Annotated in this window: 19 protein-coding genes; 8 read left to right on the plus strand and 11 right to left on the minus strand. The window is 66.7% G+C overall.

Annotation, left to right across the window (positions count from 1 at the left end):
* Positions 1-62: 62 nt before the first annotated feature.
* The gene (locus tag AC4ELS_RS31705) at positions 63-266 is read right to left on the minus strand and encodes a hypothetical protein (RefSeq protein ID WP_036448363.1); all 204 of its coding nucleotides are present in this window, start codon (positions 264-266) and stop codon (positions 63-65) included.
* Between the two features lie 142 nt (positions 267-408).
* On the opposite strand from AC4ELS_RS31705, the gene AC4ELS_RS31710 reads away from it, so the two are divergent.
* Positions 409-1,320, plus strand: a complete 912-nt coding sequence (locus AC4ELS_RS31710; protein ID WP_499050895.1) for an AIM24 family protein — start codon at positions 409-411, stop codon at positions 1,318-1,320.
* Here the strand turns inward: AC4ELS_RS31710 and AC4ELS_RS31715 are convergent.
* From AC4ELS_RS31715 to AC4ELS_RS31740, 6 genes are all read right to left on the minus strand, one after another.
* Positions 1,301-2,560 carry an MFS transporter gene (locus AC4ELS_RS31715; protein WP_463793855.1) on the minus strand — a complete coding sequence of 420 codons (1,260 nt, stop codon included), beginning with the start codon at positions 2,558-2,560 and terminating at the stop codon, positions 1,301-1,303. The two genes, AC4ELS_RS31710 and AC4ELS_RS31715, sit on opposite strands and share 20 nt — an antisense overlap.
* On the minus strand, positions 2,557-3,645 hold the full coding sequence (locus AC4ELS_RS31720; protein ID WP_499050898.1) for a PLP-dependent cysteine synthase family protein: 1,089 nt from the start codon (positions 3,643-3,645) through the stop codon (positions 2,557-2,559). The genes AC4ELS_RS31715 and AC4ELS_RS31720 overlap by 4 nt, the downstream gene beginning before the upstream one ends.
* A gap of 71 nt (positions 3,646-3,716) precedes the next feature.
* A complete protein-coding gene (gene lpqS, locus AC4ELS_RS31725; RefSeq protein WP_064879655.1) occupies positions 3,717-4,100 on the minus strand; it encodes a putative copper homeostasis (lipo)protein LpqS in 384 nt (127 codons plus the stop codon).
* Positions 4,097-6,313 carry a heavy metal translocating P-type ATPase gene (locus AC4ELS_RS31730; RefSeq protein ID WP_498888326.1) on the minus strand — a complete coding sequence of 739 codons (2,217 nt, stop codon included), beginning with the start codon at positions 6,311-6,313 and terminating at the stop codon, positions 4,097-4,099. The genes lpqS and AC4ELS_RS31730 overlap by 4 nt, the downstream gene beginning before the upstream one ends.
* Positions 6,310-7,125: a DUF8832 domain-containing protein gene (locus tag AC4ELS_RS31735; RefSeq protein WP_448448353.1), complete on the minus strand. Its 816-nt coding sequence runs from the start codon at positions 7,123-7,125 to the stop codon at positions 6,310-6,312. The genes AC4ELS_RS31730 and AC4ELS_RS31735 overlap by 4 nt, the downstream gene beginning before the upstream one ends.
* A 14-nt stretch (positions 7,126-7,139) precedes the next feature.
* Entirely contained in the window at positions 7,140-7,346 is a 207-nt protein-coding gene (locus tag AC4ELS_RS31740; protein ID WP_064879659.1) for a heavy-metal-associated domain-containing protein, read from the minus strand.
* Positions 7,347-7,444: 98 nt separating this feature from the next.
* On the opposite strand from AC4ELS_RS31740, the gene AC4ELS_RS31745 reads away from it, so the two are divergent.
* Both AC4ELS_RS31745 and AC4ELS_RS31750 read left to right on the plus strand, forming a co-directional pair.
* Positions 7,445-8,161, plus strand: coding sequence for a response regulator (locus AC4ELS_RS31745; RefSeq protein WP_448448352.1), 717 nt, complete (start codon positions 7,445-7,447; stop codon positions 8,159-8,161).
* Positions 8,158-9,261 carry a HAMP domain-containing sensor histidine kinase gene (locus tag AC4ELS_RS31750; RefSeq protein ID WP_499050901.1) on the plus strand — a complete coding sequence of 368 codons (1,104 nt, stop codon included), beginning with the start codon at positions 8,158-8,160 and terminating at the stop codon, positions 9,259-9,261. Before AC4ELS_RS31745 ends, AC4ELS_RS31750 begins: the two co-directional genes overlap by 4 nt.
* Here the strand turns inward: AC4ELS_RS31750 and AC4ELS_RS31755 are convergent.
* The 4 genes from AC4ELS_RS31755 to AC4ELS_RS31770 all read right to left on the minus strand — a co-directional run bounded on the left by AC4ELS_RS31755 (position 9,258) and on the right by AC4ELS_RS31770 (position 13,560).
* The gene (locus AC4ELS_RS31755) at positions 9,258-9,917 is read right to left on the minus strand and encodes a DUF305 domain-containing protein (protein WP_448448350.1); all 660 of its coding nucleotides are present in this window, start codon (positions 9,915-9,917) and stop codon (positions 9,258-9,260) included. The two genes, AC4ELS_RS31750 and AC4ELS_RS31755, sit on opposite strands and share 4 nt — an antisense overlap.
* 63 nt (positions 9,918-9,980) lie before the next feature.
* Positions 9,981-11,078: an adenylate/guanylate cyclase domain-containing protein gene (locus tag AC4ELS_RS31760; protein ID WP_448448349.1), complete on the minus strand. Its 1,098-nt coding sequence runs from the start codon at positions 11,076-11,078 to the stop codon at positions 9,981-9,983.
* Positions 11,079-11,082: 4 nt separating this feature from the next.
* A complete protein-coding gene (locus AC4ELS_RS31765) occupies positions 11,083-12,363 on the minus strand; it encodes a GAF domain-containing protein (RefSeq protein WP_499050904.1) in 1,281 nt (426 codons plus the stop codon).
* A 141-nt stretch (positions 12,364-12,504) separates the two neighbouring features.
* Positions 12,505-13,560, minus strand: coding sequence for a 2,3-butanediol dehydrogenase (locus AC4ELS_RS31770; RefSeq protein ID WP_499050907.1), 1,056 nt, complete (start codon positions 13,558-13,560; stop codon positions 12,505-12,507).
* Between the two features lie 153 nt (positions 13,561-13,713).
* Here AC4ELS_RS31770 and AC4ELS_RS31775 point away from each other — a divergent pair, with 153 nt between their 5' ends.
* The 5 genes from AC4ELS_RS31775 (at position 13,714) to AC4ELS_RS31795 (ending at position 21,038) form a co-directional block, all read left to right on the plus strand.
* The gene (locus AC4ELS_RS31775; protein ID WP_448448347.1) at positions 13,714-15,543 is read left to right on the plus strand and encodes a flavin-containing monooxygenase; all 1,830 of its coding nucleotides are present in this window, start codon (positions 13,714-13,716) and stop codon (positions 15,541-15,543) included.
* Between the two features lie 82 nt (positions 15,544-15,625).
* Positions 15,626-16,330 (plus strand): polysaccharide deacetylase family protein, encoded by a 705-nt coding sequence (locus tag AC4ELS_RS31780; RefSeq protein ID WP_448448346.1) that lies wholly within the window; start codon positions 15,626-15,628, stop codon positions 16,328-16,330.
* On the plus strand, positions 16,327-16,818 hold the full coding sequence (locus tag AC4ELS_RS31785) for a DNA-deoxyinosine glycosylase (RefSeq protein ID WP_064879670.1): 492 nt from the start codon (positions 16,327-16,329) through the stop codon (positions 16,816-16,818). The genes AC4ELS_RS31780 and AC4ELS_RS31785 overlap by 4 nt, the downstream gene beginning before the upstream one ends.
* Positions 16,819-16,877: 59 nt before the next feature.
* Complete coding sequence (locus AC4ELS_RS31790; protein WP_448448345.1) at positions 16,878-17,720, plus strand: sensor domain-containing protein; 843 nt, start codon at positions 16,878-16,880, stop codon at positions 17,718-17,720.
* 150 nt (positions 17,721-17,870) lie between these two features.
* Positions 17,871-21,038 carry an ATP-binding protein gene (locus AC4ELS_RS31795; RefSeq protein WP_499050910.1) on the plus strand — a complete coding sequence of 1,056 codons (3,168 nt, stop codon included), beginning with the start codon at positions 17,871-17,873 and terminating at the stop codon, positions 21,036-21,038.
* Positions 21,039-21,256 lie beyond the last annotated feature (218 nt).

Consider the following 21,256-nt stretch of genomic DNA (forward strand, 5'->3'; position numbering starts at 1 on the left):
ACCGTTACATTGCTGATGGGACGGCGTTCACCACCGGCGAACGCCAATTCTTGGTTTCCGGTCTAGTTGCGCTTGAGCAGCAGGGCGGCGCCACCGGCCAGGACCAGGGCGACCAGCAGCAACCCCGCCCAGCCCGGGCCGGCGATCCACCACACGGCGCCCAGCACGATGATCGCCGGTGACACGGCGAACAGCACCATGCCGGGGTGCTGCTTCAAGACCGCGAGCGCACCCTGGGCACGGAGCGGGTCGATTTCCTTTGCCATGGCACCAGAATGCCAGGGGTTCGCCCCGTTCGTGACGCTGTGGCAGCGCCGCGGCAAAAATTTCGCCACTTGGCTACGAACGCGACCTGAAAGCACCGGTCGGACACCGTTCAGATCGGTGCTCCATCTGTAGCCTGAGGCGATGACTGTGAACGGAACCCCGCAACCCGGTTGGCTGCCTGATCCCGAGGGCCGCTACGAATACCGGTGGTGGGACGGGCAATCCTGGACCGATCAGGTATCCCATCAGGGCCAGGCCGGCCGCGCGCCGATGGGAGCAACGCCGCAGCGACCGCAGGCGCAGCAACCGCAGGCGCAGCAGGCACAGGCGCAGCAGACACAGGCGCAGCAGGCACAGGTTCAGGCCCAGACCCAGGGTGGCGGGTTCGCCGGCATCAGCGGCGAACTCGTCGACGGCCGGTTCAGCGAGAAAGAGGCGACGCCGATCGCCAACCAGAACAAGAAGATGCTGCGGGTCCGCCTGGGTGACCCGTTCATGGCCCGGCAGGGTTCGATGGTCGCCTACCAGGGCAACGTCGACTTCGCCTTCGAGGGCGGCGGCGCATCGAAGTTCATCAAGAAGGCCCTCACCGGCGAAGGTCTTCCGCTGATGCGCTGCCAGGGTTCCGGCGATGTGTTCCTGGCCGATCAAGGTTTCGACGTGCACCTGCTGCAGCTGTCCAACTCGGGTCTGTCGGTCAGTGGCAAGAACGTGCTGGCCTTCTCGTCGAGCCTGGACTGGAACATCGAACGGGTCCGCGGCGGCAGCATCGCCACCGGCGGCCTGTTCAACACCACACTGCGCGGCACCGGATGGGTGGCGCTGACGACCGACGGTCCGCCGGTCGTGCTCGACGCCGCCGAAGCCCCGACCTACGCCGACACCAATGCCGTGGTGGCCTGGTCGGCACACCTTCAGACTCAGCTCAAGACGAGTTTCAAGGCGGGCGCGCTGATCGGCCGGGGTTCCGGCGAGGCCGTGCAGGTCTCGTTCCACGGCAACGGATTTGTGATCGTGCAGCCCTCGGAGGGCGTCACCGTTCCGATGCAGTGAGCGACGCGGGCGCGAGCTTCCCGCCGTCCCTCGTCAACGCGTAGAGCGCCGCCGCGGACACCAGCCCGATCGCTGTGAGGCCCAGCCACACCAGCTCGGCGAGGTCCGCGGCGCGCGCGGCACCGATCAACGAGCCGGTGGCCAGGTTGCCCAGCAGGATCCCGACGCCGACGACGGTGTTGTAGAACCCGTAGTGGGTGGCGACCAGTCGATCTCCCGACAGCGTCACGACGGTGTCCATCTCGAACGGGAACACCGCGGCCGAGCCCAGCGCCAGCAGTGCCGACGAGACGAGCAGTGCCGCCACCGCAGCGGCCGGCCCGAACCGGTCGCCGTCGGGCACCACCGCCATCGGAACGAAGGCCGCCGCCAGCACCAGCAGGCCCACCACCAGGCTGCGCCGCGGCCCCCAGCGGTCGGCGAACCACCGCGTGATCCGTAGCTGGCCACCCACCGCGATCAGACCGGACACCACGAATATCGCTGCCACCAGTGCGGTCTCGTTTCCGGGGCGCAGCTGTGCCGCCTGCAGCGGCAATGCCAGATACACCTGGAACGACAGTACGTAGGAGCCGATCATCGCCACTGCGAACAACACGAACCCGCGGTTGGCGACGACGCTACGCCAATCCTCCAACACTGAACTCCGCTGCTCGGCAGGCTCGGCACGGTGCCGCGGCAGTGCCAGCAGCTGAGCCACGGTCAGCACCGCGAACACCCCGGCCGCAACTCCGGCAGTCACCCGGAAATCGAAGGCCAGCAACGCCATTCCGGCCAGCGGACCCAACAGGATTCCGGCCTGGTAGAACACGTTGAAGGTGGCGAAGGCCTCGACCCGCCGGTCACCGGCGTCGGCGGCCAGATACGCCCGCACCGCGGGGTTGAACAGGGCCCCGGCGAAACCTGTTGCCGCCGAGGCGATGAGCATCGCCGGCAACGAGTCCGCGACAACGAGCAGCCCGAACCCCGCGGTGCGCAACAGACACCCGGCGACGATCAGCGGCTTGTACCCCAGCCGGTCGGCCAGAGTGCCGCCGACGATGAACATGCCCTGCTGCGAGAAATTCCGCACGCCCAGCACGAGCCCCACCGCCCACGCGGCCAGACCGAGCGGGCCGGCCAGATAGCCGGCCAGGTACGGCATCAGCATGTAGAAGCCCAGGTTGATGCCGAACTGATTGACCATCAACAACCGACTCGGCAGGTCGAAACTACGGAACTGTGCGATGAGTCCGCTCATCCGGCGACCGCCATCGGGTCGGTGACCGTCTCGCAGCGGGTCCAAGACTGCACCACGCGATCGCCTGGAGTGTCGATCGTCTCGGGTTCATCGGCCGGTTGGTGATCGAGCAGACCGAGATCACGGCAGTAGTCGTCGTTGTAAACCGTGTCGAAGTACCGCTGTGGGCCGTCAGGGAACACCGCGGCAATCGTGGTGCCCGGCGGATGGTTTCGTGCCGCCCAGCCGGCCACCAGACCGACCGCCCCGACGCTCCATCCCCCGCTGGCGTAGTACGTCGACGCCAGCGTCCGGGCGGCCCACACCGCGTCGGCCGGAGTCACCCAGTGGACCTCGTCGAACGCGCCGTAGTCCACATTGCGGGGATAGATGCTCGAGCCGAGGCCCCGCATGACGCGGGTCGCGGCAGGCTGACCGAAGATGGTCGAGCCGATCGTGTCCACGCCGATCAGGCGCAGGTCCGGGTTGAGTTCCCGCAGGACCCGCGCCACGCCGGCCGAATGCCCGCCCGTTCCGACCGAGCAGACCAGCACGTCGACCCGGCCGATCTGCGCGTTCAGTTCCAATGCGAGCGGCCGATAGGCCTCGACGTTGTCCGGGTTGTTGTATTGGTCCGGGTACCACGAAGTGTCGTCGGCCGCGAGCAGTTCGGCCACCCGGTCCCGCCGGGCCTGCTGCCAGCCTCCGGCGGGGTGTGGTTCGGTGACCGTCGAAACCTCGGCACCGTAGGCGGTCAACATGCGCTCGATGATGGGCTCAAGGCCCGGATCGGTCACCAGGGTCACCGGATGGTGATAGATCGTTCCGGCGAAGGCGAGCCCCAGCCCCAATGTGCCACTGGTTGATTCGATGATGCGGCCACCGGGTTTCAGGTCACCTCGGGCCCGGGCCTGCTCCACCATGTGCATGGCGGGGCGATCCTTCATCCCCCCAGGATTGAAGCCCTCGAGCTTGGCCCAGAATCCGCGCCCGGCATCGGCGAACGGAGTGGACACCCACAGGGTGGGAGTGTGGCCGACCATGGTGTTGGGCCCACGGTTTCGGCGCAGAACGTGGAAAGAACGGGTGGACAGGGCATGGTTCATGGATTCGTCGATTCTGTATCGGACCGCGCAGAGCGCGGCGACTGACCTGGACAGCGTCAAGACGCTGTCTGTCAGCGGCGCGCGATACAGATCCGGAGCAGCAGTGCTTGTCCGGCGAGTGGGATCCGATGACGGTCAGGTGGACCCCGCTGCGCCCGAACGGCGGCACACCCGCACAGCACCGCGCAGCCGACGATGAGAACAACCATCGAGAACGCCGCCACGGCAAGGTAATTCCTCGGGAGCACGGCGGCGGTGAATCCGTCCGGCATGTGTGAAGGGGCATCGTCTCCGATATGTGGGTGATCGAGCGTCAGCTCACCACTGTCGAAACCGATTGCCGCAGCGACCGGGTGCGGCAGGTGTGCCGGGTGATCGTGATCGGTGATCTTGGCCAGCCCGGCAAAGGCGGCCGCCCACAGGACGATCGCCATCAGGGCCGCGAGCGACTTCATCGGAAACGTCTCAGCCGCAGGCTGTTACTGACCACGAACACCGACGAGAACGCCATCGCCGCACCGGCAAGCATGGGGTTGAGCAGTCCGGCCGCCGCCAGCGGCAATGCTGCGACGTTGTAGGCGAAGGCCCAGAACAGATTCCCCTTGATGGTGGCCAGCGTGCGCCGGGACAGCCGGATGGCGTCGGCGGCGGCCCGTAGGTCACCACGCACCAGCGTCAGATCGCTGGCCTCGATCGCCACGTCGGTGCCGGTTCCCATGGCCAGGCCGAGGTCTGCCTGAGCCAATGCCGCGGCGTCGTTGACACCGTCGCCGACCATGGCCACCACCCGGCCCTCGTCCTGCAGCCGTTTGACCACATCGACCTTGTCCTGTGGCAGTACCTCGGCGTAAACCTCGTGCACGCCGACCTGTTCGGCGATGGCATGCGCTGCTGCCTCGTTGTCGCCGGTCAGCATGATCGGCTCCAGACCGAGGCCGCGCAGCTGCTCGATCGCCTCCTTGGAGGTGGGCTTCACCGCGTCGGCGACCACCAGCACGGCACGCGCCTGGCCGTCCCACCCGACGGCAATGGCGGTGCGGCCCTGGCTCTGCGCCTCGCGCGTCGCGGTGTCCAGGTTCGGAGGCAACTGCTGTCCCCAGTCGGCGAGCAGTTGACATCGCCCGACCACGAGGGCGTGGCCGTCGACGACGCCCTGTACCCCGAGGCCCGCCACGTTGGCGAAATCCTCGACCGAGGGGAGCTCGCCCAGCTTGTCGCGGGCGCCCTTGGCGATGGCCCGGGCGATCGGATGCTCGGAGCCGTCCTCGACCGCGCCGGCCAACCGCAGCACCTCGGCGGGATCCTCACCGGCGGCGGTGATCATGTCGAGCAGTGTCATCGCCCCGGTGGTCACCGTCCCGGTCTTGTCCAGCACCACGGTGTCCACGTGGCGGGTCGACTCAAGAACCTCGGGCCCCTTGATCAGGATGCCGAGCTGGGCGCCGCGGCCGGTACCGACCAGGAGCGCGGTCGGGGTGGCCAGGCCCAGCGCGCACGGGCAGGCGATGATCAGCACCGCCACCGCGGCGGTGAACGCCGCGGCCACCGATCCGCCGGTGCCCAACCAGAACCCGAGCGTGCCCACCGCGAGCGCGATGACGATCGGCACGAAGACCGCCGACACCCGGTCCGCGAGGCGTTGTGCCTGCGCTTTTCCGGATTGCGCGTCCTCGACCAGCTGCGCCATCTGGGCCAGCTGGGTGTCGGATCCGATCCGCTTGGCGCGCACCACGAGCCGGCCGCCGACGTTGACCGTGGCACCGACGACCTGGTCGCCGGCTTCCACTTCGACCGGAACCGATTCGCCGGTGAGCATCGAGGCATCCACCGCCGACGAGCCCTCGACCACCTCTCCGTCGGTGGCGATCTTCTCGCCGGGACGGACCACGAATTCGTCGCCCACAGACAGTGACTCGATGGGAATGCGTTGTTCCACACCGTCTCGGAGAACGGCGACGTCCTTGGCACCGAGCTCCAGCAACGCACGCAGGGCCGCGCCGGCGCGCCGCTTGGAACGCGCCTCGAAGTACCGGCCGGCCAGAATGAAGGTGGTGACGCCTGCGGCGACCTCAAGGTAGATGTTGCCGGTGCCGTCGGTCTGTGAAATCGCCAGCGAGAACGGATGCGTCATGCCCGGCATCCCGGCGGTACCCCAGAACAGCGCGTACAGCGACCAGCCGAATGCCGCGATGGTGCCCATCGAGATGAGCGTGTCCATGGTGGCGGTGCCGTGCCGCAGATTCGTCCATGCCGCGCGATGGAACGGCAGCGCGCCCCACACCACAACGGGCGCGGCCAGCGTCAGCGAGAGCCACTGCCAGTTGGTGAACTGCAGCACCGGGACCATCGCCATGGCCACCACCGGGATGGTCAGCGCCGCCGACACCATGAGCCGGGTGCGCAGTGCCGCGGTCGGATCGTCCTCGGGATGGTGCCCGGCCGGCTCGGTGGCAGGCAATTGTGCTGTGTAGCCTGCGGTTTCGACGGCTTCGATCAGCTGTTCGGGCGTCACCTCGCCCGCGACGTCGACGGTGGCCTTCTCGGTGGCGAAGTTCACCGTCGCGGTGACGCCGTCGAGGTTGTTGAGCTTCCGCTCGATGCGTCCGGCACATGAGGCACACGTCATCCCACCGATCTCCAGTACGACATGGCCGGTGGCGGTGCTCACGGTGCCCCCTCAACGGTGAATTCGGCGGTGTGCACTGCGTCGCGGTGCTTGAAATCCAGGAACAACCGGTACTCACCGGCGCTGGGAAGTGTGGCGTGAAAGGCGATCTGAGGGCCCGGCGCAGTAGCGGGGTCGGCGGCATCACTCATCGGATGGACGTGCAGGTACTCCAGATCCGACGCGCGTAGCGCGACCAGGTGCCCGTAGGCGCCCAGGTACGGCTGCAGGTCGGTCACCGGCTTGCCGTCCCGGCTGACCGACAGGGTCAGCTCCGACGGCTGCCCGGCCTTGGCCACCCCGGCGAGCGTGACCGCATATCCGTCGACCATGGCGATGTCGGCAGGCGCGGGCAGCGGTTGCGGCTGGTACCTGCCGGCGACGTTCAAATCCGCGCCGAGCGTGACCGCATGACCGTCGCTCGGCACGAAGTCGGCGAACACCCGGTAGTCCCCGGGCTCGGCCAGATCCAGCGGAACAGTCCACGTGCCCGATTCGTCGAGCACCGGATGCACATGCTGGTAGCCGGCGAGGTCGCGCCGTACCACGATCAGATGAAGCAGCTTTTCGTGGCTCTCGACGTACTCGGTCACCGGCACGCCCGCGCTGTCGACGATCCGGAACCGCAGTGGCACCGTGCCGCCGGCGGGCAGTGCGGCCTCATCGAGTTGGAGCGTGTACGCCGCGGCGTGATCGGAGTCGTGGCCGGCAGTCGGGGCGCTGCTCGGCGTGACCGCCGAGCCCAACCCGAACGACACGGCGAACACCACGACGAGTCCGACGACGAACCCGATGAGCTTCTGCGGCGCACTCATGATCGACTGTGGTCTCAGCTCGCGACGGCGTAGCCGGCCTCGGCGACCGCATCGCTGATGGCGGACGGATCCAGCTGGTTCTCGCTACCGATGGTCACCAGCCCGGTCGACAGATCAACATCGACGGTGCGCACACCGGGGATGCCGCCGACCTCTTCACGCACCGACGTGGCGCAGTGCCCGCAGGTCATGCCGGTGACGGTGACAGTCTGGGTATTCATCAATTTCCTCCTGAACCAGCTTGGCAGTCGTCTCATACTATACCCCCCTAGGGTATTAATTTCCTATGGTCCCCGTCCCACTCCTGCACTATGGGCTGATGCAGCACGTACCGGGTGGCTACCGGGCCCTGGTGGTCGACGACGAGGCCCCGCTCGCCGAGGTCATCGCCAGCTATCTGACCCGCGATCAATTCGAGGTCACCGTCGCCCACGAAGGGGCCGAGGCGCTGCGCCTGGCCCGCGAGGTCGACCCCGACGTGGTTGTCCTGGACCTCGGCCTGCCCGGCATCGACGGTGTGGAAGTCTGCCGACAATTGCGTACGTTCTCCGACGCCTACGTGGTGATGCTGACCGCCAGAGACACCGAGACGGACACCATCGTCGGCCTGTCGGTGGGCGCCGACGACTACATGACCAAACCGTTCAGTCCGCGGGAACTGGTGGCCCGAGTGCGGGCCATGCTGCGCCGACCCCGCGTCCCCTCCCCCGCGGCGGCCGACGGCCGGGTGTTCGGCGCGCTGCGCATCGACGTCGACGGACGCCAGGTTTTCCTCGACGACGAACCGATCATGCTGACGCGCACCGAATTCGACGTGCTTGCCGCTCTCTCGGCCCGGCCCGGAGTGGCACTGAGCCGTCGCCAACTCCTCGAATCCGTATGGGAAACCACCTATGTCGGTAACGAACACCTCGTCGACGTCCATATCGGTCACCTCCGCCGCAAACTCGGCGACGACCCGGCCGACCCGCTGTACGTGATCACCGTGCGCGGCGTCGGATACCGCATGGGCACGGGGCAGGACGGCCGGCGATGACCGTCGGTCTGCGCACCCGGCTGCTGTCGGCCCAGGCCCTGGTTCTGGTCGCGGGTGCCGGCACCACCGGGCTGGTGGCCGCCGTCGTGGGGCCGCCGCTGTTCCGCGAACATCTGCACCGCGCAGGGGTTTCCGGCGACTCGGCCGAGCAGATGCACGCCGAGGAGGCGTACGTCTATGCCACGGCCATCTCGATCGCGGTCGCATCCTGCGTCGCGATACTGGCGGCCCTGATCGTTACCTGGTATGTCGGTAGGCGGCTGCAGCGATCCCTGACCGAGGTGACCCGGGCCGCGACAGCCATCGCCGACGGCCACTACGACTCGCGGGTACCACCGGCCCATCTCGGTGACGAATTCGACTCCCTGGCCAGCTCGTTCAACCAGATGGCCGGACGACTGGAGGCTGTCGACGTCGGTCGCCGCCGGCTGTTCAGCGACCTTGCTCATGAGATCCGCACCCCGGTTTCGGTATTGGAGGCCTACTTCGAGGCCATCGAGGACGGCGTGAGAACCCTTGACCCCGAGACCGTCACGATGCTGCGCCAGCAGACCCACCGGCTGGTCCGGTTCGCCGGCGACGCTGCCGCCCTGGCCAAGGCCGAGGAGAGCCCAGCCACGATCACCCCGGTACCGGTCGCGACACGCACTGTGGTGGCGGCCGCCGTAGCCGCAGCGCAGGACCGGTTCGACGACAAGGGCGTGACCTTGCGGTCCCAGGTCGCCGAGGACCTGCCGGCGTTGTGGGCCGATCCGCACCGGCTGGCCCAGATTCTGGGCAACCTGCTCGACAACGCGCTGCGACACACTCCGGCAGGAGGACAGGTGACGATCGGCGCCACCACCGGTCCCGAGAGCGGCACCCTGACGCTGACCGTGACAGATACCGGCGAGGGCATCCCCGCCGAGCACCTGCCCCATGTCTTCGAACGCTTCTATCGGGCCGACACTGCACGCGACCGCGACCACGGCGGGTCAGGCATCGGGCTGGCGATCGTGAAGGCCCTGGTCGAAGGGCACCGCGGACGGATCGAGGTGAGCAGCCCGGCGACCGGCGCGGGTACCGGGACCACCTTCACGATCATCCTGCCGACCAGCTAGAGCGAACCCAGGATCTGGCGCATGGTGTCGATCTCCTGCTGCTGCGTCTTCACGATGGTGCGGGCCATCTCGACCGCGGCGGGATACTGACCGTCCTTGATCTCATCCTGAGCCATGGTGATCGCGCCCTCGTGGTGGGCGATCATGTGCGTCAGGTACAGCTTGGCCGCCTCGGCGCCCTGCGCGTTGCGCAGCGCGGTCATGTCGGCCTCCGACACCATGCCCTGCATCGCGGGCATGTCGCCCTGCCCCATGTTGCCGTGGCCCATGTCGCCATGGCCCTGCTGCGGCATCGGGGGCATCGGCGGGTTACCCCACTGCGTCAGCCAGCCCTGCATCTGCGCGATCTCCGGAGCCTGCGCACCCTTGATCTGGGTGGCCAGTTCGGTCACCCGCGCGTCGATGCCCTGCTTGGCCAGCAGCACGTCGCTCATCTCGACTGCCTGCTGATGGTGCGGAATCATGTGCTGGGCGAACATCACATCGGCGTCGTTGTGCGCCGAGTTGTCCGCTTCACCCGGCGTCTGCGGGCTCGTCGCCGTCGCCGAGGTGGCGGTGGTCGCATCGGCCGCCCCGTCGGTGGACTGGTTGCTACAGCCGGCCACCAGGGCCGCCGCCACGACCGCGCCGGCACCCAGCATCATCAGTTTCGTCATGCCTCAAGGTTCCCCAGGCTCGATGTGGCTGTCCTAGTCGTTCGATGAAGATTCGATAAAGGTCTACGCGATCCGGGCGCGGAACAGCTTGACGTCGTTCTTGACGCCCTTGAGGTGGCGGGCTCCGGCGAACGACCAGCTGAACCGGTCCCCCTCACCGACCGCGGTCCGGGTGGACTCCGCCACGAGTACGGTCCCGGGCCGGGCCGCCCCGGTAACCCGACTGGCCAGATTCACCGAACCCCCGAACCAGTCTCCGGCCCGGCTCACCGCAGGCCCGGTCGCCAGACCGACGCGCAGCCGCGGGAACTCCTCGTCGATTTCGGTGACGGCCACCAACCGCAGTGCCGCATCCAGAAGCGCCGCCGCATCGGTGCTGACGAGCATCACCGCATCGCCGATCGTCTTGATCAACCGCACCGGGCCGACCGCCACCTCGTGAGCCGCCTCAGCCAGCCGATTCGCCAGCCGCTCAAGGTCTTCGGGCTGTACCACCTCGCCCAGCCGGGTGAACCCCACGATGTCGGCGAACGCGATGGTGACCACCCGCGCACCGGGGAGCGGAACCCCCTCGGCTCGCTCGGATGCGCTGACCGCCTCGGTCTCCATCGCATGGCGCAATTGCACGAACAGCATGTCAGAGATCATCGGACCGATCAGCGGGGCCGCCTCGGCCACCAGCGCCTCACTGGCCTTGGCGGTTTCCAATTCCGTTGCCGCCGGTGTCAATACCGCCGCCAGCGCGGCGTAGCGCATCACCTCGGCGGCCCGGCTGAGCCCCTCGGAGAGCACCCGGGTGATCTGCACGATCTGATCCGGGTCGATACCCAGTTCCAGGAAGCGCTCGGCGAAGCCCACCGCTTCGGCGTCGGCCCGCAACAGCACCGCAGCGTCCGGATCCTCGACCGTCGCCAGCCCCATCGCCCGCTGCAACCGCTGCACCAGCTCGACGTCCAGCCCTGTCTGCTCGCTGATCTCGCGGGTCGACACGTAGGTGCCGTCATCTCCGGCAACCCGGCGCGAGGCGAGCAGCATCGGGGTGCCGGCCTGGCGGATCTGATCGGCGCTGATGCCGCGAGCCAGAAGCCATTCGACCAGCTCGGCGCGCTGCGCACCGGCCTCGCCGTCGAGTCCGTCCAGGAGTGTGGGGTCGGCCGTCATCAGGTCAAGGTATACCGCGCACGGCATGAACCGCCGGAGCCGTCGACGAGGTGAGCAACATCGACATGTCCTGTGGGTACCGAACGTCCACGACCACCGAATCCCCGAACCGGTAGGGCCTACCCGCCACGAGGCCGGCGAACTGCTTACGCAGGCGCGACATTTCGGCACGCACGGTCACCACTCGCGACCGGTCACCGTAGAGATCCTCGGCGAGTTCCGGTGCCGACCGGCCCTGCTCACTGGTCGCCAGCACCAGCAGGATCTCTGCATGGCGACTGGAGATGCTGCGCCGCCAATTGCCGAACTGGCCGGCCATCTCCAGCGAAGACTCCCCGTCACGCAGGTCGAGGATGACCTTCGATGGCGCCGCCGTGGACTCCGCGTCGTCCGCCACCCGGACCAGCCACCCACCCGGCAACGACTCCACATCGCACATGCCCAGCGGCGGGATCCACACGCGGCCAGGTAAACCATTCTCGGGCAACAGAATCCGATTGTGCATCGGCAATGACGCCACGGCCGCCACCCAGCCTTCGGCGTCGACCGCCAGCGCCGGACCACCCACCCTGGCCAGCATCGGGGCGGCGACTGCGCGCAGCTGGTTCAACGTCCGGTCGTGCGCTTCGCGGAGCTGGGATTCGGCCAGCCGCGCCACCAGATCCACCAGGGCCACCGTCGTCGGGTGCACCGTCGGAGCCGGGCCCGACACGTCGACCACCCCAATCACCTGCCCGGTGCGCGGATCGCGGATCGGGGCACCGGCGCACGTCCACGGGTGGTGACTGCGCAGGAAGTGCTCGGCCGAGAAGATCTGCACCGCGCGATGGGAGGCCAGCGCGGTGCCGATGCCGTTGGTGCCCACCGCGTTCTCACTCCAGGACGCACCCTCGATGAAACCCAGCCGGTCGGCGAGGCCCAGCACCCGCGGCGATCCGGACCGCCACAGCACCCGACCGCGGGCATCGGCGATGACCAGGATGTTGTCGCCCTCTTCGATCACCGATTCGAGCCCGCGCGTGACCTCGTCGAGTACCGACATGAGCCCCGACTGTTGCCTGAGCAAGTCGAGCCCGGTGGTCTCGACGCGGGGCGGAATGTGATGGTCGGGGTTGATCCCCTTGGCCCGCAACCTGTTCCAGGAATCTTCGATGACCGAACGCGGACGCGCGGGCGCGCGGTCACCTGACATGGTCGCGTCGTACACCGCCGACAACAGCATCGCGTAACGCCGCGGGTCCTCACCAGAGGAAACCGCGGGCTCGGGTACCGACGAACCAGCCATCACAGCCGATTGTGCTCCACATCACTACATGACGCCACGAAAACCCTCCGATCGACGAACTGACCCTCACGTCAAATTCGGCCGGGCATGCTCGAATGTTTTTGCTTTGTCAGCTATTTCAGGCCGCCTTGCCGTGCGATATCACGATGCACCTGCGCTCGGGTCGACCAGAACCTTCATCTTCTTACCTGCATGCAGAGCCTCGAATCCCTCGTCGATCACGTCGTCGATGGCAATGGGAGTAACCCACCCCTTCGGGTCGTACAGCCCCTGCGCCATGAGATCGATGACCGCCTCGAAGTCGGCCGAGGTGTAGCAGAGGGAGCCCTGGATCCGGGATTCGTTCATCACCAGGTTGAGCAGCGGTGTCGCGAGCGGTTTCTCGTAGATCGCGACACTGATCGTCGGCCTGCGCGCCCCCACGCATGCTGTCGCCGCGGCGATGGCCGGCGCGACTCCGGCAGCGTCATACGCCGCGTCGGCACCCCGGCCGTCGGTGCGATCGGCGATGAACGCGGGAACGTCGGTGGCGGTCGGATCCAGGGTCCTGGCCCCGAGCGTCTCGATCGCCGCGCGCCGGGTGTGCGACGGCTCCACCACGAACACGTCGTCGAGACCCTTGCCGCGCAGCGCAAACCAGAGGCCGATGCCGATCGGCCCGGCCCCGAAGATCACCGCAGTATGCAGCGGACCGACCTCCCCGAGCGTCGCGGCGTGGTAGGCGACCGACATCGGTTCGACCAACGCGCCCAGCTCAAGCGACACGTTGTCGGGCAGGCGGTGCAACATGTCGGCCGGAACGACGGTGTACTCGGCCATGCCGCCGTCGGACATCAGGCCGTGGAAACCGATCTGCCGGCAGACGTTGTAGGTACCGGCCCGGCACGGTGCGCAATTGCCACATCGGTAAATGGGCTCGATCGCAACCCGGTCGCCGGGCGCATACCCCGTGACACCGGCGCCTACCTCGGTGATGGTCCCGGAGAACTCGTGCCCCATGGTCAGCGGCAACTGCCTGCCGGTCAACGGATGTGGCTCGGTGGGCACAAAAATCGGGCCCGCGTAATATTCGTGCAGGTCAGTGCCACAGATTCCATTGAAACCGACTTTGATCTTGACGGTGCCGGGCGTGGGGTCGGGCTCCGGGACATCGGCGATCTCGACCTTGTTCGGTCCGTAGTACACGGCTGCTTTCATGGTGGATGTTTCTATGCCCATGCCCCTGCACGTCGTAAGGGTTGCAAGGCGTTGCGATGTCTCCCCGCAGGTCTTTTCGCACGCAAATGCCTGTTCCGATGCAACCCCGTGCAACCCTTGTTGCCGTGTTTGACACGGTGTGGGCTGGGCCACATGACACAGACCACCGCCGCACCGCTGACCACATTGTCACCGCAGGAACGGGTTGACACCTGGCTGGCCGACTTCGAGTCCGCGCTCGCTGACCGGGACATCGAACGCGTCGTGGGGAAGTTCGCGACCGACAGCTTCTGGCGGGATCTGGTCTCGTTCACCTGGAACCTCAAGACCGTCGAGGGCCACGAGGGCATCACCGACATGCTGGCCGCGCGGCTGAACGACACCGATCCCTCGGGATTCCGGACGGCGGAAACCCCCACCGAGGACTTCGACGGCGAGCACGTCATCACCTCGGCATTCATCGAGTTCGAGACTTCGGCGGGTCGCGGCAAGGGCCACCTGCGGCTGCGCGACGAACTGGGCTGGACCCTGTTGACCACGCTCCAGGAACTCAAGGGCCACGAGGAGCGCAAGGGCGCCAACCGGCCATTGGGCGCGATTCACGGCTCGGATCCAGACACTCGCTCGTGGTCCGAGAAGCGTCTCGACGAGGAGCTCACCCTGGGCTACTCCCAACAGCCCTACACCCTGGTGATCGGCGGTGGGCAGGGCGGTATCGCCCTCGGTGCCCGGCTGCGCCAACTCGGGGTGCCCGCCATCGTCGTCGATCAACACGAACGCCCCGGCGATCAGTGGCGCAAACGCTACAAGTCGCTGTGCCTGCACGACCCGGTCTGGTATGACCACCTGCCGTATCTGCCCTTCCCGGCGAACTGGCCGGTGTTCGCCCCCAAGGACAAGATCGGCGATTGGCTCGAGTTCTACACCCGGGTAATGGAAGTGCCGTACTGGAGCTCGACCACCTGCCTGTCCGCCACCTACGACGAGGACGAACAGCGATGGACCGTCGAGGTCAACCGCAACGGCGAAGCGGTGACCCTGCGGCCCGTGCAACTCGTGCTCGCGACGGGCATGTCGGGCAAGCCCAACATTCCGACGCTGCCCGGCCAGGAAGTGTTCCGGGGCGAGCAGCACCATTCCAGCCACCACCCCGGCCCGGACCGGTACGTCGGCAAGCGCGCAGTAGTGATCGGCGCCAACAACTCCGCCCACGACATCTGTAAAGCGTTGTACGAGAACGACGTCGACGTGACGATGATCCAGCGATCCTCTACCCACATCGTCAAGTCGGACTCACTGATGGAGCTGGGTCTGGGCGCCCTGTACTCGGAACGCGCAGTGGCTGCCGGAATGACCACCGAGAAGGCGGATCTGACCTTCGCGTCACTGCCGTATGCCATCATGGCCGACTTCCAGCGGCCCATCTACGACGCGATCCGCCAGCGCGACAAGGACTTCTATGCGCGACTGGAAGCCGCCGGATTCGACCTGGACTTCGGCGACGACGACTCCGGCCTGTTCATGAAATACCTGCGCCGCGGCTCGGGCTACTACATCGACGTCGGCGCCTGCGAACTGGTCGCCGACGGCAGCATCAAACTCGCCCACGGCGAGGTCGACCGGCTGACCGAAAACTCGGTGATCCTGGCCGACGGCACCGAACTCCCCGCCGACGTGGTCGTGTACGCCACCGGGTTCGGATCGATGAACGGCTGGGCGGCAGACCTGATCAGCCAGGAAGTCGCCGACCGGATCGGCAAGGTGTGGGGTCTGGGTTCCGGCACCACCAAGGACCCCGGTCCATGGGAAGGCGAACAACGCAACATGTGGAAGCCCACCCAACAGCCCAACCTGTGGTTGCACGGCGGGAATCTGCACCAATCCCGGCACTATTCGCTGTATCTGGCGTTGCAGCTCAAGGCCCGCTACGAAGGCCTGGCAACGCCGGTGTACGGACTGCAGGAGGTCCATCACCTGAGCTGACGACTTACGACATGGCGCCCCGAACGTGACTCCCCCCACGCCGTTCGGGGCGCCCGCGTGTGCGCGGGGTATACATGCGAGGGTGCGTCGATGGTTGTGGAGTCTCGCCGTTCTGCTGATCGTCGCCGTTACCGTGTTCGCCGCCGGGTACTGGGTGTCGAAGTCACGCACCTTCGCCCTCACCGGGCACCTGGTGCACCGGGTCGACACCTCGGCCAAGGTCGTCGCCCTCACTTTCGACGACGGTCCAACCACGCATACCCCTGAGGTGCTGCGGATGCTCAGCGACGCCGGGGTTCGAGCCACCTTCTATCTCACCGGTGCAGAATTGAGCACTGCACCGCAGTTCGGCACCGCGATCGCCACGGCAGGCCACGAGATCGGCAACCACAGCTACTCGCATCGACGGATGGTGCTGACGTCGCCGGCCACCGTCGCCGACGAGATCGAACGCACCGACACCGCGATCCGTGCCACCGGGTACGGGGGCCCGATCACCTTCCGCCCGCCGTACGGCAAGAAGCTCTGGACACTGCCGCACTACCTGTCCACCCATGATCGGACGATGGTCACCTGGGACGTCGAACCTGATTCGTCTTCCACGGCTGATGCCGATGCGATCGTGGCCGAGACCGTTTCCGAGGCACGGCCGGGCTCGATCATCCTGTTGCATGCCATGTATGACAGCCGCGCTCCCTCGCGTGCCGCAGTACCCCGGATCATCGACGAATTACGCTCGGCCGGTTACCGATTCGTCACCGTATCCGAACTTCTGGCCGGCCCGTGACGGAGCTCCTGCACGGACTGGACCCCCTCGTCGGGCAGCGGCCCCGGGTACTGATCCTCGGAAACATGCCGAGCGTGATGTCGTTGGCCTCGGGCCAGTACTACGGCAATCCACGCAACGCGTTCTGGCGAATCACCGGGGCGCTGTTCGGGTTCGATGCCGATGCGCCCTATCCAGATCGTGTTGATGCCCTGCTCACGCACCGGGTGGCGGTGTGGGATGTGCTCCGGTCCTGCCGGCGAGTGGGCAGCCTGGATTCGGCTGTCGAGCGGGACAGCATGGTGCCCAACGACTTTGCGGAATTCTTCGCCGCGCACCACACTCTGGAGCGAGTGGTGTTCAACGGGGCTGCCGCCGAGACCAACTACCGGCGCCTGGTCGGCACTCCCCCGTCGCCAAGCGCGCGGGCCCCCTCGACCAGTCCCGCCCAGACCATGCGCTTTGAGGGCAAACTGGCGGCCTGGCGGGCAGTACTGGAGACAAGCTGACAATATTCAGCGGTTGATCACCTGTTGCGACCCAATCGACCGTTACGCTTTCCGCCACCATGACATATCCACCGCAAAGTCCGTGGCCGCCTCAGCCGCCGCCCTGGCCACCCGTCCCCGTGCCCCCGGCCGCACCCGCGCCGCGGCGTGGCAACAAGACCGTCGCCTGGGTGATCTTGGGAGTGGTGGTCTGTGCCCTACTCGTGGCGGGACTCATGTACTTTCTCGGCACCGGGGAGCAGACCAAGACGGTCAAGGATTCCGCTCTCCAGCGCACTCTGCTGACGCCTGCCGAAGCAGGCAACATATTGGGAACCCCATCGCTCGTAGGGGACCCCAATTACGACGACGGGGCCGTTCAGTCCACCTGGGACACCGAGCGCGGGAATGATCCGTGCGTGATCGGCGATCCGGCCACGGCGGGTTGGTACCAGGACACCGGTTCGACGGCGGTACGCAGGCAGTTCCTGCAATCCCCCGAAGGGGACGGAACCGGGCCGGAAATGTTGTTCGACCAGGCGGTGATCGCATATCCCGATACCGACACCGCGCGCAAGGTGGTTGAGGACATTCGAGGCAAATGGCAGCAATGCGTCGGCCAGGACGTGACCCAGACCGTTCCAGGCGAAGATCCATGGCCCTGGCATATCGGTGACGTCTCGGAGAGCGATGGCGTGGTCGTGTCGTACGCAGCGGACCTCAGCGATGACGCCAACGGCTGGGTATGCCACTTCGGCATGGCACCGCGACACAACGTGGTGGTCCAGACACAGGTGTGCGGCACTACGGCCAACGCCGATTTCATCGGACAACTGGTGGCCGAGATGAGCCAGAAGGTTGACACCGTCGCGGAATCGCACAAATCGCGTCATCGCCATTTCCGGTTCGGACGGCACCACTAGGCACCCACCGGTCCGGCGTCGACGCAGGTCGTTGCTCGATTCGTCGTTGCTGCGGAAAAGGCCCATCGTGATGGTGGGCCATCCCCGCCCCTTCGGCGTTGCTGCGTTCTATTCTCGATGCAGCAGGTTCTCCGATGGCGGGGGCTTCGAATGACGGAAACTGCGACGTGCCGCACGTGTGGCACCGAACCGCGGGCCGGCGCCCGGTACTGCGACGCGTGCGGCGCACCCGTCACATCGACTCCGGGCGCCGAATACAAGCAGGTCACCGTCTTGTTCGCCGATGTCGTCCGGTCCATGGACATCGCAGCGACCCTGGGCGCCGAACGGCTCAGGGAGATCATGAGCGACCTGTTCAACCACTCCGCCTCCGTGGTCCGTCGATACGGCGGCACCGTCGACAAGTTCACGGGTGACGGCATCATGGCCATCTTCGGCGCACCGGTTGCGTTGGAAGACCATGCTTTTCGGTCCTGCCTGGCCGCGCTCGAAATCCTGCAGGAGACCGCCCTGCTGGCGGTGCAGGTGACTGCCCGCGACGGCCTCGATCTGCAGCTTCGCATCGGTCTGAGCTCAGGTCAGGTCATCACCGGGGAAGTCGGCACCGACACGATGAGCTACACCGCGATCGGTGAGCACGTGGGCATGGCGCAGCGCATGGAATCGGTCGCGCCGCCCGGCGGAGTGATGCTCACCGAGTCGACCGCACGCCTGGTCGAAGACACCATGATGCTGGGTGAGGCTGAGATGGTCCAGGTCAAGGGAGCCGAGCACCCGATCCAAGCCCGCCGGCTGCTGGAACTCAATTCCGCCCACAACCTGCTCAATGTCGGAGGATCGACCCTGGTCGGCCGAGGCTGGGAATTGTCCGCCCTAGAGGGCATCCTCGAACGTTCGATCCAGGGTCACGGCAGCATCGTCCTGTTGGTGGGTGGACCCGGTATCGGCAAGAGCCGACTGGTCAGCGAACTCGCGGCAAAGGCCGCCGCACGCGGGGTGCCGGTGCACTCCACGTTCTGCGAGTCCCACACCAGTGAAATCCCATTTCATGCCATCACCGGCCTGCTGCGGGCGGGATTCGGCGTGGCAGACCTCGACCGTGAGGCGGCCCGCTCGAAGCTCCGAGACCAGGTTCCCGACGACACCACAGAGAGCCTGGAGTTACTCGACGACCTGCTCGGCATCGGCGACCCCGACGTCGTTCTGCCGATGATCGACCCAGATGCCCGGCGGCGGCGCCTCACCACCCTGGTCAACGCCGCGTCGCTGGCACGGAGCGCCCCTGCGGTCTACGTCGTCGAGGATGCCCACTGGATCGACGGGGTCAGCGAATCGATGCTGTCGGATTTCCTGTCGGTGACACCGCAGACGCCGTCCCTGGTCGTCATCACCTACCGCCCCGAATACCACGGCGCGTTGAGCCATGTCCATGGCGCACAGACCATAGTGCTTGCACCACTGGATGATTCAGAGACCTCGGCCTTGATCAACGAGATGCTGGGGACCGGCGACGGGGTCGCCGACCTGACCGACACCATCGCCGGGCGCGCCGCCGGCAACCCGTTCTTCGCCCTCGAGATCGTGCGCGACCTGGCCGAACGGGGCCTGCTCCACGGCGAACGCGGAGCCTATGTGCTGTCCGACGGGCAGGGCCGGGTGAGCGTGCCTGCCACGCTTCAGGCCACCATCGCCGCGCGGATCGACCGGCTGGACCCGGCGGCCAAGCGAACGCTCAGCGCCGCTGCGGTGATCGGGTCCCGGTTCAGCGCGGGGCTGTTGGCCTGCCTGGACACCGAACCCATCTTCGAGGATCTGATCGAGGCGGAGCTGATCGATCAGGTGCAGTACACGCCCTACGCGGAGTTCGCATTCCACCACCCGATGGTGCGGACTGTCGCCTACGAATCACAGCTGAAATCCGATCGCGCCGAACTGCACCGGCGCCTCGCCGACACCATCGCCGCACGCGAACCCGAACTGGCCGACGAAAACGCTGCCTTGATCGCCGAACACCTGGAAGCCGCCGGCGACCTACATGCCGCCTACAGCTGGCACATGCGCGCGGGAGCCTGGGCGAACAACCGGGATTCCGCTGCGGCCCAGCTGTGTTGGGAGCGTGCCCGCCAGATCGCCGACCTGCTGCCCTCCGATGATCCCGATCGGGCGGCGATGCGGATTGCTCCGCGCACTCTGGTTTGCGGCAATGGCTTCCGTAGCAAGGTCGGCGTCTCCGGCGCTCGGTTCGAAGAGCTGCGGGAGCTGTGCGAGGCTGCCGGAGACAAAGCCTCACTGGCGGTCGGCATGGCCGGACTGACCGGCGAACTGATGCTGCAGGGGCGGGTGCGCGAAGCATCACAGCAGGTTTCCGAGCACATGACCCTGATCGAATCCATCGGCGACCCTGCGCTCACCGTCGGCTTGTCGGCGACCCCGATCTCGCTCAAGATCGAGAGTGGCGAAATGGGTGAGGTGCTGCGCTGGTCGCAGATGGCGATCGACATGGCCGACGGCGACACCACCAAGGGCAATTTCATCATCGGCTCACCGCTGGCAGCGGCCTTCGCAGCGCGCAGCATCGCCAAATGGGCTCTGGGCCTTGATGGTTGGCGTGCCGACCTCGATCATTCGCTCGCCATGGCACGCAACACCGACAGGTTCACCCACGCTCTCGTCATCACCTGGACGTACTTCACCACGGTGTCCTGCGGGGTACTGCTCGCCAGCGATGATGCGTTGCGCGACATCGACGGGGCGCTACAGATCACCGAAGGGGCCGGTGACGACATCGCGCTCGGCCTGGCCCGGGTGACCATGGGATACGCCTTGCTGAACCGCGATTCGCCGGCCGACCGTGAGCGAGGATTGACCATCCTCGGCCAGGTTCGCCAGATGTGCGTGAGCGGACGGTTCTATATGTCCGAGCTGGTCGGCATCGATGTGTACACCGCGCGCGAACGAGCCAAGCGCGGAGACCGGGCCGGGGCCATCCGGGTGCTACGCGAAGCGATCGACGACCTCTTCCACAGCGGGCAGCTTCCGTACAACATCTTGGCGACCGGGATCCTCGCCGAGGCCCTGCTGGACCGGGGCGCCGAGGGCGATGTGGCCGAGGCCGAGGCGGCGATCGCCAGACTGGCGGCGGCCCCTGCCGAGGACGGCCTGATCATTCGCGACATCATGCTGCTGCGGGTCCGGGCACTCATCGCCCGCGCCAAGGGCGACGACGCGAGCTACCGCACATACCGTGACCAGTACCGCGACATGGCGACCCGGCTCGGCTTCCAGGGGCATATGGCACAGGCCGCCGCACTGCCCTGACTGGGCTGCATTCGGTGGATTCGCGGCCGTCTGTCTCGAGTCGCAGTCCAGTGCAACGTAATCGACTGTCGCTGTGGATGAATCGTGCGCTGTGGATAACCCCTCGGCGTGTCAGTGGATCGGCGTAATATCGAACACATGTGGCGCTCCTAGTGTTCTAGTGGGCGCTTTTCTGCTGTTCAGCGGTGTTTTCGATTGAAGCTCAAGCGTTCTCGGCG

Source organism: Mycobacterium shunyiense (assembly GCF_058270035.1).

What these genes read in the sequence shown, in the direction of transcription:
- AC4ELS_RS31790 (WP_448448345.1), top strand. Translation starts at nt 16,878, where the DNA reads ATGACATATCCACCGCAAAGTCCGTGGCCGCCTCAGCCGCCGCCCTGG.
- AC4ELS_RS31750 (WP_499050901.1), top strand. Translation starts at nt 8,158, where the DNA reads ATGACCGTCGGTCTGCGCACCCGGCTGCTGTCGGCCCAGGCCCTGGTT.
- AC4ELS_RS31795 (WP_499050910.1), top strand. Translation starts at nt 17,871, where the DNA reads ATGACGGAAACTGCGACGTGCCGCACGTGTGGCACCGAACCGCGGGCC.
- AC4ELS_RS31775 (WP_448448347.1), top strand. Translation starts at nt 13,714, where the DNA reads ATGACACAGACCACCGCCGCACCGCTGACCACATTGTCACCGCAGGAA.
- AC4ELS_RS31770 (WP_499050907.1), bottom strand. Translation starts at nt 13,560, where the DNA reads ATGAAAGCAGCCGTGTACTACGGACCGAACAAGGTCGAGATCGCCGAT.
- AC4ELS_RS31740 (WP_064879659.1), bottom strand. Translation starts at nt 7,346, where the DNA reads ATGAATACCCAGACTGTCACCGTCACCGGCATGACCTGCGGGCACTGC.
- AC4ELS_RS31745 (WP_448448352.1), top strand. Translation starts at nt 7,445, where the DNA reads ATGCAGCACGTACCGGGTGGCTACCGGGCCCTGGTGGTCGACGACGAG.
- AC4ELS_RS31765 (WP_499050904.1), bottom strand. Translation starts at nt 12,363, where the DNA reads ATGGCTGGTTCGTCGGTACCCGAGCCCGCGGTTTCCTCTGGTGAGGAC.
- AC4ELS_RS31755 (WP_448448350.1), bottom strand. Translation starts at nt 9,917, where the DNA reads ATGACGAAACTGATGATGCTGGGTGCCGGCGCGGTCGTGGCGGCGGCC.
- AC4ELS_RS31710 (WP_499050895.1), top strand. Translation starts at nt 409, where the DNA reads ATGACTGTGAACGGAACCCCGCAACCCGGTTGGCTGCCTGATCCCGAG.
- AC4ELS_RS31720 (WP_499050898.1), bottom strand. Translation starts at nt 3,645, where the DNA reads ATGAACCATGCCCTGTCCACCCGTTCTTTCCACGTTCTGCGCCGAAAC.
- AC4ELS_RS31715 (WP_463793855.1), bottom strand. Translation starts at nt 2,560, where the DNA reads ATGAGCGGACTCATCGCACAGTTCCGTAGTTTCGACCTGCCGAGTCGG.
- AC4ELS_RS31760 (WP_448448349.1), bottom strand. Translation starts at nt 11,078, where the DNA reads ATGACGGCCGACCCCACACTCCTGGACGGACTCGACGGCGAGGCCGGT.
- AC4ELS_RS31705 (WP_036448363.1), bottom strand. Translation starts at nt 266, where the DNA reads ATGGCAAAGGAAATCGACCCGCTCCGTGCCCAGGGTGCGCTCGCGGTC.
- AC4ELS_RS31735 (WP_448448353.1), bottom strand. Translation starts at nt 7,125, where the DNA reads ATGAGTGCGCCGCAGAAGCTCATCGGGTTCGTCGTCGGACTCGTCGTG.
- lpqS (WP_064879655.1), bottom strand. Translation starts at nt 4,100, where the DNA reads ATGAAGTCGCTCGCGGCCCTGATGGCGATCGTCCTGTGGGCGGCCGCC.